Annotated in this window: 15 protein-coding genes; 9 read left to right on the top strand and 6 right to left on the bottom strand. The window is 71.2% G+C overall.

From position 1 onward, the window contains the following. Positions 1–141: 141 nt before the first annotated feature. Positions 142–1,230, bottom strand: a complete 1,089-nt coding sequence (gene ychF / locus ABZ898_RS00500; protein WP_361651312.1) for a redox-regulated ATPase YchF — start codon at positions 1,228–1,230, stop codon at positions 142–144. 216 nt (positions 1,231–1,446) lie between these two features. Between ychF and ABZ898_RS00495 the strand changes: the two genes are divergently transcribed. Next, positions 1,447–2,013, top strand: coding sequence for a DUF6542 domain-containing protein (locus ABZ898_RS00495; protein ID WP_361651310.1), 567 nt, complete (start codon positions 1,447–1,449; stop codon positions 2,011–2,013). A 46-nt stretch (positions 2,014–2,059) separates the two neighbouring features. Here ABZ898_RS00495 and ppgK read toward each other — a convergent pair whose 3' ends face one another. Together ppgK and ABZ898_RS00485 are read right to left on the bottom strand one after the other, a co-directional pair. Next, the gene (gene ppgK / locus ABZ898_RS00490; RefSeq protein WP_361651308.1) at positions 2,060–2,815 is read right to left on the bottom strand and encodes a polyphosphate--glucose phosphotransferase; all 756 of its coding nucleotides are present in this window, start codon (positions 2,813–2,815) and stop codon (positions 2,060–2,062) included. Positions 2,816–2,844: 29 nt separating this feature from the next. After that, positions 2,845–3,852, bottom strand: a complete 1,008-nt coding sequence (locus ABZ898_RS00485) for a 4-hydroxy-3-methylbut-2-enyl diphosphate reductase (RefSeq protein WP_361651306.1) — start codon at positions 3,850–3,852, stop codon at positions 2,845–2,847. A 100-nt stretch (positions 3,853–3,952) separates the two neighbouring features. Between ABZ898_RS00485 and xseA the strand changes: the two genes are divergently transcribed. From xseA to ABZ898_RS00470, 3 genes are all read left to right on the top strand, one after another. Then, complete coding sequence (gene xseA / locus ABZ898_RS00480; RefSeq protein ID WP_361651304.1) at positions 3,953–5,173, top strand: exodeoxyribonuclease VII large subunit; 1,221 nt, start codon at positions 3,953–3,955, stop codon at positions 5,171–5,173. Between the two features lie 9 nt (positions 5,174–5,182). After that, a complete protein-coding gene (locus ABZ898_RS00475; protein ID WP_361651303.1) occupies positions 5,183–5,407 on the top strand; it encodes an exodeoxyribonuclease VII small subunit in 225 nt (74 codons plus the stop codon). Positions 5,408–5,510: 103 nt separating this feature from the next. Then, a complete protein-coding gene (locus tag ABZ898_RS00470) occupies positions 5,511–6,101 on the top strand; it encodes a malonic semialdehyde reductase (RefSeq protein ID WP_361651302.1) in 591 nt (196 codons plus the stop codon). A gap of 124 nt (positions 6,102–6,225) precedes the next feature. Here ABZ898_RS00470 and ABZ898_RS00465 read toward each other — a convergent pair whose 3' ends face one another. Continuing rightward, positions 6,226–6,750, bottom strand: coding sequence for a DUF4245 domain-containing protein (locus ABZ898_RS00465; RefSeq protein WP_361651301.1), 525 nt, complete (start codon positions 6,748–6,750; stop codon positions 6,226–6,228). A gap of 125 nt (positions 6,751–6,875) precedes the next feature. On the opposite strand from ABZ898_RS00465, the gene glpX reads away from it, so the two are divergent. Then, positions 6,876–7,910 carry a class II fructose-bisphosphatase gene (gene glpX / locus ABZ898_RS00460; RefSeq protein WP_361651300.1) on the top strand — a complete coding sequence of 345 codons (1,035 nt, stop codon included), beginning with the start codon at positions 6,876–6,878 and terminating at the stop codon, positions 7,908–7,910. 80 nt (positions 7,911–7,990) lie between these two features. Here the strand turns inward: glpX and ABZ898_RS00455 are convergent, their stop codons facing one another. Together ABZ898_RS00455 and ABZ898_RS00450 are read right to left on the bottom strand one after the other, a co-directional pair. Then, positions 7,991–8,356, bottom strand: coding sequence for a WhiB family transcriptional regulator (locus ABZ898_RS00455; protein ID WP_361651298.1), 366 nt, complete (start codon positions 8,354–8,356; stop codon positions 7,991–7,993). Positions 8,357–8,533: 177 nt separating this feature from the next. Then, positions 8,534–9,235, bottom strand: a complete 702-nt coding sequence (locus ABZ898_RS00450; protein WP_361651297.1) for a DUF1707 domain-containing protein — start codon at positions 9,233–9,235, stop codon at positions 8,534–8,536. A gap of 189 nt (positions 9,236–9,424) precedes the next feature. On the opposite strand from ABZ898_RS00450, the gene ABZ898_RS00445 reads away from it, so the two are divergent. From ABZ898_RS00445 to ABZ898_RS00430, 4 genes are all read left to right on the top strand, one after another. Further along, the gene (locus ABZ898_RS00445) at positions 9,425–11,095 is read left to right on the top strand and encodes a fumarate hydratase (RefSeq protein WP_361651295.1); all 1,671 of its coding nucleotides are present in this window, start codon (positions 9,425–9,427) and stop codon (positions 11,093–11,095) included. Positions 11,096–11,143: 48 nt separating this feature from the next. Then, entirely contained in the window at positions 11,144–11,923 is a 780-nt protein-coding gene (locus ABZ898_RS00440) for an SDR family oxidoreductase (protein WP_361651293.1), read from the top strand. Between the two features lie 128 nt (positions 11,924–12,051). Then, the gene (locus tag ABZ898_RS00435) at positions 12,052–13,440 is read left to right on the top strand and encodes a class II fumarate hydratase (protein ID WP_361651291.1); all 1,389 of its coding nucleotides are present in this window, start codon (positions 12,052–12,054) and stop codon (positions 13,438–13,440) included. Positions 13,441–13,534: 94 nt separating this feature from the next. Then, entirely contained in the window at positions 13,535–14,224 is a 690-nt protein-coding gene (locus ABZ898_RS00430; protein WP_361651289.1) for a DUF402 domain-containing protein, read from the top strand. The last annotated feature ends 186 nt before the right edge of the window (positions 14,225–14,410 follow it).

Raw genomic sequence — 14,410 nt, 5'->3', positions numbered from 1 at the left:
GGCGCCGGCCCGGTCGCACCGGGCGAGGGTGCCGTCCAGCAGGACGAAGTCCGCCGGAGCCGCAAAAGGGGCCCGTCTTGGATTGACGGGCCCCTTTGGGCCTGCACCTTTACGGAGCAAGAAGTTTGATCGGAACTTCGATCAGACGTTGAACCGGAACTCCACCACATCCCCGTCCCGCATCACATACTCCTTGCCCTCCATCCGCGCCTTGCCCTTCGCGCGGGCCTCGGTGACGGAGCCGGTTTCGACCAGGTCCTCGAAGGAGATGACCTCCGCCTTGATGAAGCCCTTCTGGAAGTCGGTGTGGATGACTCCGGCGGCCTCGGGGGCGGTGGCGCCCTTCTTGATGGTCCAGGCGCGGGATTCCTTGGGGCCGGCCGTGAGGTAGGTCTGCAGGCCCAGGGTGTTGAAGCCGACGCGGGCGAGGGTGGCCAGGCCGGGCTCCTCGGCGCCGACGGACTCCAGCAGCTCCATCGCGTCCTCCTCGTCCAGCTCGGCGAGGTCCTGCTCCAGCTTGGCGTTGAGGAAGATCGCCTCGGCCGGGGCGACCAGGGCGCGCTGGGCGTTCTTGAAGTCCTCGTCGGTCAGCTCGTCCTCGTCCACGTTGAAGACGTAGAGGAAGGGCTTGGTCGTCAGGAGGTGCAGGTCGTGCAGGAGCTCGGCGCGCTCCGAGCCCTGGAGGATGCCCTGCGAGAAGAGGGTGTCGCCCTTCTCCAGGATCTCCTTCGCCTCCTCGACCGCCTTCACCTTGGGCGCGATGTCCTTCTTGATCCGCGACTCCTTCTGCAGGCGCGGCAGGACCTTCTCGATGGTCTGGAGGTCGGCGAGGATCAGCTCGGTGTTGATCGTCTCGATGTCGTCCTTCGGCGAGACCTTGCCGTCGACGTGCACGACGTTCTCGTCCTGGAAGGCCCGGATGACCTGGCAGATCGCGTCGGACTCGCGGATGTTCGCCAGGAACTTGTTGCCCAGGCCCTCGCCCTCGGATGCGCCGCGCACGATGCCCGCGATGTCGACGAAGTCCACCGTCGCCGGGATGATGCGCTCCGACGAGAAGATCGACGCCAGCTGGGCGAGACGGCCGTCGGGGACGCCGACCACGCCGACGTTCGGCTCGATCGTGGCGAACGGGTAGTTGGCCGCCAGCACGTCGTTCTTGGTCAGGGCGTTGAACAGGGTCGACTTGCCGACATTGGGCAGGCCGACGATTCCGATCGTGAGCGACACGTTGCGACTTCCCGTAGAGGAGTGGGCCAGGGGCTGCCAGGGCCCAGGGGACACCGGCCGATCCACCAGTTTACGGCGTCCGCGAGGGGCTATTAGCGGGAGCGTCCCCCGTCCTACGAGCCGGAGCATCCCCCGTCCGGCCGGACTCGCCCCGCGGACACGTCTTCGGCGTGTCTGATGGGCGATTCGGCACATAAACAGACCTAAGTTGGTCCAGTGGAGCAACACAGAACGCGACCTCGGAAAGACGGGCCGCGACGCGGCACACCCACGCCCGCGCATCTTCCGCCCCAGGCCCGCCGCGGCCCGGACGCCCTGCGCGGCGGGTCCCCGGCGCCGGTCGCGGCCGTGCGCGGCCCCGTCGCCGCCGAGCAGCGCCCCGCGCCCGCGGCCGGCCGGCGGCTGCCGAACCCCCGGCTCACCGGGCTCGGCGGCGGCCTGTTCTGCGTGGCCGCGATGCTGCTGCTCGGCACGCTGGACTCGCTGCTGTTCGGCTCGTCGCTGATCGCGTACGCGGTGCTGTTCCTGCCGGTGTGCGTCCTGACCGCGCTGTGGGTGCGCGGCGGCGACCTGCTGACCGCCCCCGTGGCCCTGCCGATCGCCTTCGGCGCCGGACTGTTCCCCGTCGCCGACGGCGACGCGGGCTTCCTCGGCTCGCTGATGGGCGTCTTCACCGGCCTCGCCACCCAGGCCGGCTGGCTCTACGGCGGGACACTCGTCGCCGGGGTGATCGTCCTCGTACGCCGAGTGCGGTGGGTACGCAGCAGACGACGGCGCCCCTAGGGGCGCGGAACCGGGGAGCTTGCCGGTCAGGCTCCCCGGGCCCGCCCTACTCCGCCGAAGCCCGCTGCTCGGCGCGCATCGCCGCGCCCACGATCCCCGCGTTGTTCTGCAGCTGGGCCGGGACGATCTCGGCCTTGATGCCGGTGATGTGCGGGAGGAACTTCTCGGCCTTGCGGCTGACCCCGCCGCCGATGACGAACAGCTCCGGGGAGAACAGCATCTCCAGGTGCGCCAGGTACTTCTGGACGCGCCGCGACCAGTGCTCCCAGGTCAGGTCGCCGTCCTCCTTGGCCTTGCTGGACGCCTTCTTCTCCGCGTCGTGGCCGTTCAGCTCGACGTGGCCCAGCTCGGTGTTGGCGAGCAGCACGCCGTCGGTGAAGACCGCGCTGCCGATGCCGGTGCCGAAGGTGAGGACGATGACCGTGCCCCGCCGCCCGCGCCCGGCGCCGAACCGCATCTCGGCGATGCCGGCCGCGTCCGCGTCGTTGACCAGGGTGACCGGCAGGCCGCCCAGCCGCTCGCTGAACAGCGTGCGGGCGTCCGTGCCGACCCAGCTCTTGTCGACGTTCGCCGCGGTGAGGATGGTCGCGCCGTCCTCGACCACTCCGGGGAAGGTCAGCCCGACCGGGCCGGTCCAGCCGAAGTGGTCGATCACTTCCTTCACGCCGTCGGCGACACCCTCGGGAGTCGCCGGATGCGGGGTGAGCACCTTGCAGCGCTCCTGGGCGAGATCGCCCTTGTCCAGGTCCACCGGGGCACCCTTGATCCCGGACCCGCCGATGTCCACGCCGAAGATCTGCATGGCCATACGTTACGACGTACGACTGACGGTCACGCCTCGGGCGTACCGGTTCCGCCACGCGCGGCCGCCAGGTTGGCGGCCTCCTCGCGCAGGTCGCGGCGGAGCTCCTTGGGCAGGGAGAAGGTGATGGACTCCTCGGCCGCCTTCACCAGCTCCACGTCGCCGTAGCCGCGCTGGGTCAGCCACTCGAGGACCTCCTCGACCAGGACCTCGGGCACGGAGGCGCCGGAGGTCACGCCGACCGTGGTGACGCCCTCCAGCCAGCTCTCGTCGATCTCGCTCGCGTAGTCCACGAGGAACGCCTCTCGGGCACCGGCGAGCTTGGCGACCTCGACCAGGCGGACCGAGTTCGAGGAGTTGCGGGAGCCGACCACGATGACCAGCTCGGCCTCGGCGCCCATCTGCTTCACGGCGAGCTGGCGGTTCTGGGTGGCGTAGCAGATGTCGTCGCTGGGGGGCGAGACGAGACCGGGGAACTTCGCCTTGAGGGCGTCGACGGTCTCCATGGTCTCGTCCACGGACAGGGTGGTCTGGGAGAGCCAGACGACCTTGGAGGGGTCGCGGATCTCGACCTTGGCGACGTCCTCGGGGCCGTCGACGAGCTGGATGTGCTCGGGGGCCTCGCCGGAGGTGCCGATGACCTCCTCGTGGCCCTCGTGGCCGATCAGGAGGATGTCGTAGTCGTCGTTCGCGTAGCGGACGGCTTCCTTGTGGACCTTGGTGACCAGCGGGCAGGTGGCGTCGATGGTGGCGAGCCGGCCGCGCGCGGCCTCCTCGTGCACGGTCGGGGCGACGCCGTGCGCGGAGAACATCACGATGTGGCCCGGGGGCACCTCCTCCGTCTGCTCGACGAAGATCGCGCCCTTCTTCTCCAGGGTCTGCACGACGTACTTGTTGTGGACGATCTCGTGCCGGACGTAGATCGGGGCCCCGTACTGTTCGAGGGCCTTCTCGACGGCGATCACGGCGCGGTCCACACCGGCGCAGTAGCCACGGGGGGCGGCGAGCAGGACACGGCGGCCAGGCGAAGCGGTCATGCGTCCCATCGTAAGGCCGGGTGCCGGACCCCGTAGATCCGCCCAGGGGGGTGTCCCCCGGCGCACCCCCTTTGTCGGTGGCGGCCGTTACGCTCGCCGCATGGCTGTGAACACGTCGCCCGAGGCCCCGCTCCCGGTCGGAGAGGTCTCCCGGCTGATCGGACGCTGGATCGACCGGCTGGGCGCGGTGTGGGTCGAGGGGCAGATCACGCAGTTGTCGCGGCGCCCCGGTGCCGGGGTGGTCTTCCTGACGCTGCGCGACCCGGCGCACGACATCTCGGTGAGCGTGACCTGCTACCGCCAGGTGTTCGACGCGGTGGCGGACGTGGTCGGCGAGGGCGCGCGGGTCGTGGTGCTCGCCAAGCCGGAGTGGTACGCCCCGCGCGGCCAGCTCTCGCTGCGCGCGGCGGAGATACGGCCGGTGGGCGTGGGCGAGCTGCTGGCGCGGCTGGAGCAGCTGAAGAAGTCGCTGGCGGCGGAGGGACTGTTCGCGGCGGACCGCAAGAAGCCGCTGCCGTTCCTGCCGCAGCTCATCGGGCTGGTGTGCGGCCGGGCGTCGGCGGCGGAGCGCGACGTGCTGGAGAACGCCCGGCACCGCTGGCCCGCCGTCCGCTTCGAGGTGCGCAATGTGCCGGTGCAGGGGGTGCACGCGGTGCCGCAGGTCGTCCAGGCGGTCAAGGAGCTGGACGCGCGCGAGGACGTGGACGTGATCGTGGTCGCCCGCGGCGGCGGCAGCGTGGAGGACCTGCTGCCCTTCTCCGACGAGGAGCTGATCCGTACGGTCGCCGCCTGCCGCACGCCGGTTGTCTCGGCCATCGGCCACGAGCCGGACACCCCGCTGCTGGACCTGGTCGCCGACCTGCGGGCCTCCACCCCGACCGACGCGGCCAAGAAGGTCGTGCCGGACGTGGGTGAGGAGCTGGCGCGGGTGCGGATGCTGCGCGACCGGGGCCGGCGCTGCGCCCACGCCCTGCTGGAGCGGGAGGAGCGGGGGCTCGCGCACGCGCTGGCCCGGCCGGTGATGGAGCGCCCGCACCGGATGCTGGACGAGCGGGACGAGCAGGTGGACGCCCTGCTGGGCCGCGCCCGGCGCACGCTGGGGCATCTGCTGGACCGGGCCGAGTCGGAGCTGACCCACACGCACGCACGCGTGGTCGCCCTCTCCCCCGCCGCCACGCTCCGGCGCGGCTACGCGGTCCTGCAGAAGGAGGACGGGCACGTGGTCCGCGACCCGGCCGAGGTGAGCGGGGGCGAGCCGCTGCGGGCGCGGGTGGCGGCGGGCGAGTTCGCCGTACGGGCCGATGTCGGTGGCGATGAATAGGGTGGGCGAATGAGCAGCAAGGTGGACGAGGCGCTTTCCTACGAGCAGGCGCGGGACGAGTTGATCGAGGTCGTGCGCCGGCTGGAGGCGGGCGGTACGACGCTGGAGGAGTCCCTCGCGCTGTGGGAGCGCGGCGAGGAGCTGGCCGGGGTGTGCCGCCGCTGGCTGGAGGGGGCGCGGGAGCGGCTGGACGCGGCGCTCGCGGAGGAATCCGGCGAAGGGGACGGCGAGTAGCACACCGGCGCGCCTTTGTTAAAGCTTGAACTTCTCTGGCGTAGGGTCGGTGCGTCAGCCGGTCCCGCACCGGGGACCGCACGCGCACCCCAGGAAGTCACGCATGTCTCTCGTTCTCGACCCGGCCGCCCAGGACCTGCTGTTCCGCGAGGCCCACACCGCCAACTCCTTCACCGACGAGCCGGTGACCGACGAGCAGGTCCGGGCGATCTACGACCTGGTCAAGTACGGCCCCACCGCCTTCAACCAGACCCCGCTGCGCATCACCCTGGTCCGCTCCCCCGAGGCCCGCGAGCGCCTGCTGGGTCACATGGCCGAGGGCAACCGCGCCAAGACGGCGGCGGCCCCGCTGGTGGCGATCCTCTCCGCGGACAACGAGTTCCACGAGGAGCTGCCGGCCCTGTTCCCGGCGTTCCCGCAGGCCAAGGACGTCTTCTTCGCCGAGCGCCCGGTCCGCGAGCACTCGGCCGCGCTGAACGCCACCCTCCAGGCCGCCTACTTCGTCGTCGGCGTCCGCGCCGCCGGCCTGGCCGCGGGCCCGATGACCGGCTTCGACCCCGAGGGCGTCCGCAAGGAGTTCCTGGACGACGACCACGCGCCGCTGATGATCGTCAACATCGGCCGCCCGGCCGCCGACGCCTCGCACCCGCGCGGCCCGCGCATGGCGTACGACGACGCCGTCACGACCATCTGACCCGCGCCCTTTCAGCAGGTCACCGCGTGCGCGAAGGCCCCCGGAACGCGATTCCGGGGGCCTTCGCGCATCGTGAGAGGGGGCCGTCGGGAAGACGGAGCCCCGAGCCGGTCTCGCGTGCCGGCTAGGCCATCCTGAGCGCAGTCGCCATGGTGGCCAGGCGCTCGAAGGACGCGGTGCCCGCCACCACCGTGGTGGAGCCGGGGGTGCCCTCCAGCACGAGGGCCTTGTAGCGCCCGCCGGTGTAACGGGTCCAGGTACGGCCGTCGATCTTCTCGGTCCGCCCGGTCGCCGAGGAGCCCTGGGTGGCCTGCTCGATGAAGTCGGAGCGCTTCAGGGCGGACTGCTCGACCTGCACGTACTGGCCCTCGGGGTCCTGGAAGCCGAGGTGCCAGCGGTCGGACTCCTCGCCGCGGAAGCGGACGGAGGTCGCCTTCCAGGTCTCCGGCAGCCCCTCGGGGGCCGCCACCGGATAGCTCACGGCCCGGCGTGCCGTGGTCGCCTCGACGGTGTAGTCGACCCGGGGGAGGTCGGGTGCGTGATCGTCGTGCGGGACGAAGACGTAGATGACCGCCGCCGCGATACCGATGAGGGCCAGGGAGAGGATCATGTCCCGGACCGTCTTCTGCTTGCCGTTCGAACCTGCCACGTCCCCTATGGTCTCAGGCGCCCTCGCCGCTCATCCGTGGGGCCCCCTGCTCATTTTTTCAGTCCGGGGATAGAGTCACCTCACACCCTCATCCGGCCGTCGTCGTATCAGAAAGGTGCGCTCCGATGACCGAGCATCATCATCTTCCGTCCGAACTCGATGTACCCTCCGAGGCTCCCGACCGGAACCTCGCCCTGGAACTGGTCCGGGTCACCGAAGCCGCCGCCATGGCCGCGGGCCGCTGGGTCGGCCGCGGCGACAAGAACGGCGCCGACGGCGCCGCCGTGCGCGCCATGCGGACCCTCGTCTCCACCGTGTCGATGAACGGCGTCGTCGTCATCGGCGAGGGCGAGAAGGACGAAGCGCCGATGCTCTTCAACGGGGAGCGTGTCGGCGACGGCACCGGGCCCGAGGTGGACATCGCCGTGGACCCGATCGACGGCACCACGCTGACGGCCAAGGGCATGCCGAACGCGATCGCCGTCCTCGCCGCCGCCGAGCGGGGCGCCATGTTCGACCCGTCCGCCGTGTTCTACATGGACAAGCTGGTCACCGGCCCCGAGGCCGCCGACTTCGTGGACATCGACGCCCCCGTGTCGGTCAACATCCGCCGGGTCGCCAAGGCCAAGCGGCGCACGCCCGAGGACGTCACCGTCGTCATCCTGGACCGGCCCCGGCACGAAGGCGTCATCAAGGAGATCCGGGACACCGGCGCGCGGATCAAGCTGATCTCCGACGGCGACGTGGCCGGCTCCATCCTCGCGCTGCGGGAGGGCACGGGCATCGACCTGCTGCTCGGCATCGGCGGCACCCCCGAGGGCATCATCTCGGCCTGCGCGGTGAAGTGCCTGGGCGGCACGATCCAGGGCAAGCTGTGGCCCAAGGACGACGAGGAGCGCGAGCGGGCGGTGGCCGCCGGGCACGACCTGGACCGGGTGCTGACCACCGACGACCTGGTGAGCGGCGAGAACGTGTTCTTCGTGGCGACCGGCATCACCGACGGCGAGCTGATGCGGGGGGTGCGCTACCGGTCCGAGACCGCCACCACCGACTCCATCGTGATGCGGTCCAAGTCGGGAACAGTGCGGAAGATCGACTCCGAGCACCGGCTGAGCAAGCTGCGCGCCTACAGCGCAGTCGACTTCGACCGGGCGAAGTAGCGGATCAGAGGGCGCGGGCGCCCGTGCGGGTGCCGGTCCGTCGCGGCCGGCGGCCCGGTGCCCCGCGCCCCTGAGAGCCGTCAGCCCGCTATGCGCGTCGCCGTGGCCTTCTTCAGCTCCACCTCGCGCCGGCGCCTGCGGGCCAGCACGACCCGGCGCTCGGCCGCGGTCAGGCCGCCCCAGACGCCGTACGGCTCGGGCTGGAGCAGGGCGTGTTCGCGGCACTCGATCATCACCGGACAGCGGGCGCACACCCGCTTCGCCGCCTCCTCGCGGGACAGGCGGGCGGCGGTCGGCTCCTTCGACGGCGCGAAGAACAGACCTGCCTCGTCGCGGCGGCACACCGCCTCGGTGTGCCAGGGCGCGTCCTGATCCCTGTCTCGCGCCGGACCCCGCTGGGCCGGGACGGCGGCTACCTGCGGGGACGAATGCGGCGGTTGCAGCACGGTCTACTCCTGACGACGGATTCGCTAGCGAGAGACGATGCAGCAAGCCCTACCCGTTGTACGCGCGCCTATGCACTGCGTTCCCAACCACCGGCGTGCGACGGCTTGTTCACACCCTTCACGCGAGCGCCCGCCGGTGTTCCCGGCCCACGCGGAGCCGGGACGGATTCACGACCGTCAACGGTCCAGGTGTTTGCGCAGCTTCCGGTCGACCTGGCTCTGGACCCGGTCGAGGATGTCCGCCACGACCCGGCCGCGCCGGGGCCGCGCCTCCACGTTGCCGAAGACCGACCAGCCGTCGACGTAGATCACGGGAGCGTCGGACTGGACGGAGTCCAGCGTGCTCACCTCGAAGTTGCCCAGCACGCTGCCGCCCGTGCCGCGCAGCGACACGTTCTCCGGGACCCGGATCTGGACGTCCCCGAAGACCGAGACCGCCTTGATCACCACCTGCTGGTACTCGAAGAGCGCCTCGCTGAGGTCGATCTCGACGCTGCCGAAGACCGCGAACGCGTGCAACCGCCGGCCGGCCCGCCAGCGCCCCCGGCGCACGGCGCTGCTGAAGACCGCGACCACACTGGTGTCCGCCTCGGCCGGGAGCGAGCCGGGCAGCGGACGGTTGGGGACGGAGCCGTACGCGGGCGCGGCGGGCCGGTCGTGGGCGGCCGGGAGGTCGCGTATGAAGACCTCCAGCTCACCGACGGTCTTGGTGTGGAGCACCCCCTCCACCCGCTCGGCGTGCTCCTCGGCGGTCAGCCGGCCCTCGGCCAGGGCCTCGCGGAGGATGTCGGTGACGCGGTCGCGGTCCGCGTCGGAGGCGCGCAGGTCGGCCGGGCGCGGGGCGGTGTCCGCGGGCTGGGCGTGCTTGTGAAGGTCCACGGCAGCAGCGTACCCAGACGCGATAGATCGCGACCAGAGGCTGTGGACAACTGCGCACACCTACCGGCCGGCGGGGCCCGGGAAGCAAGTGAGTCTTACCTCACCGGAGCGTTGTCCGCCGGTGGTTCTACGCTGGAGGCGCCCGCCAGCGTCGGCGGGCGCCGTCCGTCGAGTGAGGAATGGGCTGAGATGCCTGAGTTCGCGTACACCGATCTGCTTCCCCAGGGAGAGGACACCACGCCGTACCGGCTGGTGACCTCCGAAGGCGTGTCCACCGTCGAGGGGCCGGACGGGCGGACGTTCCTCAAGGTGGAGCCGGAGGCGCTGCGCAAGCTGGCCGAAGAGGCGATCCACGACATCCAGCACTACCTGCGCCCGGCCCACCTCGCCCAGCTCCGCCGGATCATCGACGACCCGGAGGCGTCCGGCAACGACAAGTTCGTCGCGCTGGACCTGCTGAAGAACGCGAACATCGCGGCGGCGGGCGTGCTGCCCATGTGCCAGGACACCGGCACGGCGATCGTCATGGGCAAGCGCGGCCAGAACGTGCTGACCGAGGGCGGCGACGAGGCGGCGCTGAGCCGCGGCATCTACGACGCCTACCTCAACCTCAACCTGCGCTACTCGCAGATGGCTCCGCTCACCATGTGGGAGGAGAAGAACACCGGCTCCAACCTCCCGGCGCAGATCGAGCTGTACGCGGCCGACGGCGGCGCCTACAAGTTCCTCTTCATGGCCAAGGGCGGCGGCTCGGCCAACAAGTCCTTCCTCTACCAGGAGACGAAGGCCGTCCTGAACGAGTCCTCCATGATGAAGTTCCTGGAGGAGAAGATCCGTTCGCTGGGCACGGCCGCCTGCCCGCCGTACCACCTGGCGATCGTGGTCGGCGGCACCAGCGCCGAGTTCGCGCTGAAGACCGCGAAGTACGCCTCGGCGCACTACCTGGACGAGATCCCGGCCGAGGGCTCGGAGCTGGGCCACGGCTTCCGGGACAAGGAGCTGGAGGAGAAGGTCTTCGAGCTGACGCAGAAGATCGGCATCGGCGCGCAGTTCGGCGGCAAGTACTTCTGCCACGACGTGCGCGTGGTGCGCCTGCCCCGGCACGGCGCGTCCTGCCCGGTCGCCATCGCCGTCTCCTGCTCGGCCGACCGCCAGGCCGTCGCCAAGATCACCGCCGAGGGCGTGTTCCTGGAGCAGCTGGAGACCGACCCGGCGCGGTTCCTGCCGGAGACGACGGACGAGCACCTCGACGAGTCCTCGGACGTCGTCCGCATCGACCTCAACCAGCCGATGGACACGATCCTCGCGGAGCTGACCAGGTACCCGGTCAAGACCCGCCTCTCCCTCACCGGCCCGCTGGTCGTGGCCCGCGACATCGCGCACGCCAAGATCAAGGAGCGGCTGGACGCGGGCGAGGACATGCCGCAGTACCTGAAGGACCACCCGGTGTACTACGCGGGCCCGGCCAAGACCCCCGAGGGGTACGCCTCCGGGTCCTTCGGCCCGACCACGGCCGGCCGCATGGACTCCTACGTGGAGCAGTTCCAGGCGGCCGGCGGCTCCAAGGTGATGCTCGCCAAGGGCAACCGCAGCAAGCAGGTCACCGACGCCTGCGACGCCCACGGCGGCTTCTACCTCGGCTCCATCGGCGGCCCCGCCGCCCGTCTCGCCCAGGACTGCATCAAGAAGGTCGAGGTCCTGGAGTACGAGGAGCTGGGCATGGAGGCGGTCTGGAAGATCGAGGTCGAGGACTTCCCGGCCTTCATCGTCGTCGACGACAAGGGCAACGACTTCTTCCAGGACCCGGCGCCCGCGCCGACGTTCACCACCATCCCGGTCCGGGGCCCCGGCCTGGCCTGAGACCCCTCCCGGGGGGGGCCGTGACCCGCGGCCCCCTAGGGTGCCTGCATGACTACCCAGGCTTATCTCTCCGGGCTGTTCTCGCTGGACGGACGCGTCGCCGTCGTGACCGGGGGAAGCTCCGGCATCGGGCGGGCGATCACCGAGGCGCTGGCGCGGGCCGGGGCCTCGGTGGTGGTCGTGGCGCGGGGCGAGGAGGCGCTGAAGGCCACCTGCGACCGGCTTGCCGGACTCGGCTGCCGTGCCGGGTGGGTGAGCGCCGACCTCGGTACGCGGGACGGGGTGCGGGCCGCCGCCGAGGAGGCGGCCGGGGTGTTCGGGGAGCCCGACATCCTCGTCAACTGCGCCGGGATCAACCTGCGCCCTCCCTACGGCGAGTTGAGCGACGAGGAGTGGGACCGCACCCTCGCCGTGAACCTCACCGCCCCGCACCTGCTAGGCCAGAGGTTCGGGCCCGGGATGGCCGAGCGGGGATTCGGGCGGATCATCCACATCTCCTCCCAGCAGGCGCACCGCGCGTTCGTCCGCTCGGGGGCGTACGGGGTGTCCAAGGGCGCGCTGGAGTCGCTCGCCCGCTCCCAGGCCGAGGAGTGGTCGCCGTACGGCGTCACCTGCAACACGCTGGTGCCGGGCTTCGTGATGACGCCGCTCAACGCCCGGCTTTCGTCCGACCCGGAGAAGGTGGCGGCCCTGGCCGCGCGGACCATGGTGGGACGCAACGGCCTCGCCGAGGACTTCGCGGGCGCCGCCGTCTTCCTGGCGGGCGGAGCCTCCGCGTACGTCACCGGCCAGTCCCTGTTCGTGGACGGCGGCTTCTCGGTCCACTGAACCGCCGCCACTGCACCCCTGCCGCTGGACCGGGCCCACCGGACCGCGCCGCCCGCAGTGCCGCGCCCACCGGCCCCCGTCCGGCTCAGCCCAGGAACATCGCGGCGCCGCCGTTCGCTGTACCCGGCATGAGCGACGAGTACCGCACGGAGCACGATTCCATGGGCGAGGTCCGCGTCCCCGCCCACGCCAAGTGGCGCGCGCAGACCCAGCGCGCCGTCAAGAACTTCCCGGTGTCCGGGCAGCGTCTGGAGCGCGCGCACATCGAGGCGCTGGCCCGGATCAAGGGGGCCGCGGCGAAGGTGAACGCCGGCCTGGGGGTGCTGGAGAGGGATGTGGCCGACGCGATCCAGGCGGCCGCAGAGGAGGTCGCGTCGGGCCGCTGGGACGAGCACTTCCCGGTGGACGTCTTCCAGACCGGTTCCGGGACCTCCTCCAACATGAACGCCAACGAAGTGATCGCCACCCTCGCCGGGGAGCGGCTGGGCCGGGAGGTGCACCCCAACGACGAGGTCAACGCCTCGCAGTCGTCCAACGACGTCTTCCCCTCCTCCCTGCACGTCGCCGCCACCACGGCCGTGGTCCACGACCTGATCCCGGCGCTGGAGCACCTGGCCGCCGCCCTTTCCCGCAAGGCGGAGGAGTTCGCCGACGTGGTGAAGGCGGGGCGCACCCACCTGATGGACGCCACCCCGGTGACGCTGGGCCAGGAGTTCGGCGGCTACGCGGCGCAGGTGTCCTACGGCGTGGAGCGGCTGCGTTCCTCGCTGCCCCGGCTGGCCGAACTCCCGCTCGGCGGAACGGCGGTGGGCACCGGGATCAACACCCCGCCGGGCTTCTCGGCGGCGGTGGTCGAGGAGGTGGCGCGGGTGACCGGGCTGCCGTTCACCGAGGCCCGCGACCATTTCGAGGCGCAGGGCGCGCGCGACGGGATCGTGGAGACCAGCGGGCAGCTGCGGACCGTCGCGGTCGGCCTGACGAAGATCGCCAACGATCTGCGCTGGATGTCGTCCGGGCCCCGCACCGGCCTCGCCGAGATCCGGCTGCCCGACCTCCAGCCCGGCTCCTCCATCATGCCGGGCAAGGTGAACCCGGTCGTCCCGGAGGCGGTGCTGATGGTCGCCGCGCAGGTCATCGGCAACGACGCCACCATCGCCACGGCCGGCGCCGCCGGGAACTTCGAGCTGAACGTGATGCTCCCGGTCATGGCGAAGAACGTACTGGAGTCGGTCCGGCTGCTGGCCAACGTCTCCCGCCTGCTGGCCGACCGCACGATCGACGGCATCACCGCCGACCGGGAACGCGCCCGTGAGTACGCCGAGTCCTCCCCCTCGGTGGTGACGCCGCTCAACCGCTACCTGGGCTACGAGGAGGCGGCGCGGATCGCCAAGAAGTCGCTCGCGGAACGTAAGACGATCCGTGAGGTGGTGCTGGAGGGCGGCTATGTGGAGCGCGGTGACCTGACGCTCGACCAGCTGGACGAGGCGCTGGATGTCCTGCGGATGACGCGCCCGTGACGGGCCGCGAACGATGCCGCCGATTTCCCGCCACCTGTCCGGCGGGGTGACACGCACCGCAGCGTCGGGTGCTTCCGGCACCTAATATCTGTCCATGACGGACGACGAAGCGGTGAGACGAGCGGAAGCGGCCCCTACGGCGTACTGGACGCCCGGCACCCCGATCCTGTGGCGGTACCGGGAGAACGCGGGCGACGCGTTCCACATCGCGCGCCCCGTCACCGTCGTCCGGGACGACGCCGACCTGCTCGCGGTCTGGCTGGCCCCCGGCACCGAGTGCGTCAAGCCGGTGCTGGCCGACGGCACTCCGGTGCATCTGGAGCCGCTGGAGTCCCGCTACACCAAGCCGCGCGTGGTGCGGCGGGACCGCTGGTTCGGCACCGGTGTGCTGAAGCTGGCCCGGCCCGGCGAGCCCTGGTCGGTGTGGCTGTTCTGGGAACCGGGCTGGCGCTTCAAGAACTGGTACGTCAACCTGGAGCAGCCACTGGCCCGTTGGGCCGGCGGGGTCGACTCCGAGGACCATTTCCTGGACATCTCCGTCCACCCGGACCGGACCTGGCACTGGCGGGACGAGGACGAGTTCGCCCAGGCGCAGCGGGACGGCCTGATGGACGCGGAGACGGCCGGGCGGGTCCGGGCGGCGGGGCGGCACGCGGTGGAGGTGATCGGGGCATGGGGGCGGCCGTTCACGGATGGCTGGCAGCACTGGCGGCCCGATCCGTCGTGGTCGGTGCCCGCGCTTCCGGAGGACTGGGACCGTACGCCCGCGCACGTGTCCTCATGAGACCCTTGATGCGCCCCCGGACCACAACCGTAGGATCGTCCTCCGCAAGGGTACCGAGGCACAACTTCCGGTCTCTGCGCAGAGCCTGACCATATGTCACCGAGGGGCGGCAGCACGTGAGCGAGGGGTACGACGGCAACGGCGGCGCGGTCGCCGCGGGGTTCCCCCCGGCGGTGGAAAGTGCCT

The sequence above is a fragment of the Streptomyces sp. NPDC046860 genome (assembly GCF_040645115.1).
GTDB lineage: Bacteria > Actinomycetota > Actinomycetes > Streptomycetales > Streptomycetaceae > Streptomyces.
Note: the sequence above shows the minus strand (reverse complement) of the source record. Positions and strands in the feature narration are given on the sequence as shown.

Excerpts from the sequence above, each read along its gene's own strand:
- ppgK (WP_361651308.1), bottom strand. The coding sequence starts at position 2,815 with ATGCAGATCTTCGGCGTGGACATCGGCGGGTCCGGGATCAAGGGTGCC.
- ABZ898_RS00485 (WP_361651306.1), bottom strand. The coding sequence starts at position 3,852 with ATGACCGCTTCGCCTGGCCGCCGTGTCCTGCTCGCCGCCCCCCGTGGC.
- xseA (WP_361651304.1), top strand. The coding sequence starts at position 3,953 with ATGGCTGTGAACACGTCGCCCGAGGCCCCGCTCCCGGTCGGAGAGGTC.
- ABZ898_RS00475 (WP_361651303.1), top strand. The coding sequence starts at position 5,183 with ATGAGCAGCAAGGTGGACGAGGCGCTTTCCTACGAGCAGGCGCGGGAC.
- ABZ898_RS00470 (WP_361651302.1), top strand. The coding sequence starts at position 5,511 with ATGTCTCTCGTTCTCGACCCGGCCGCCCAGGACCTGCTGTTCCGCGAG.
- glpX (WP_361651300.1), top strand. The coding sequence starts at position 6,876 with ATGACCGAGCATCATCATCTTCCGTCCGAACTCGATGTACCCTCCGAG.
- ABZ898_RS00445 (WP_361651295.1), top strand. The coding sequence starts at position 9,425 with ATGCCTGAGTTCGCGTACACCGATCTGCTTCCCCAGGGAGAGGACACC.
- ABZ898_RS00440 (WP_361651293.1), top strand. The coding sequence starts at position 11,144 with ATGACTACCCAGGCTTATCTCTCCGGGCTGTTCTCGCTGGACGGACGC.
- ABZ898_RS00435 (WP_361651291.1), top strand. The coding sequence starts at position 12,052 with ATGAGCGACGAGTACCGCACGGAGCACGATTCCATGGGCGAGGTCCGC.
- ABZ898_RS00430 (WP_361651289.1), top strand. The coding sequence starts at position 13,535 with ATGACGGACGACGAAGCGGTGAGACGAGCGGAAGCGGCCCCTACGGCG.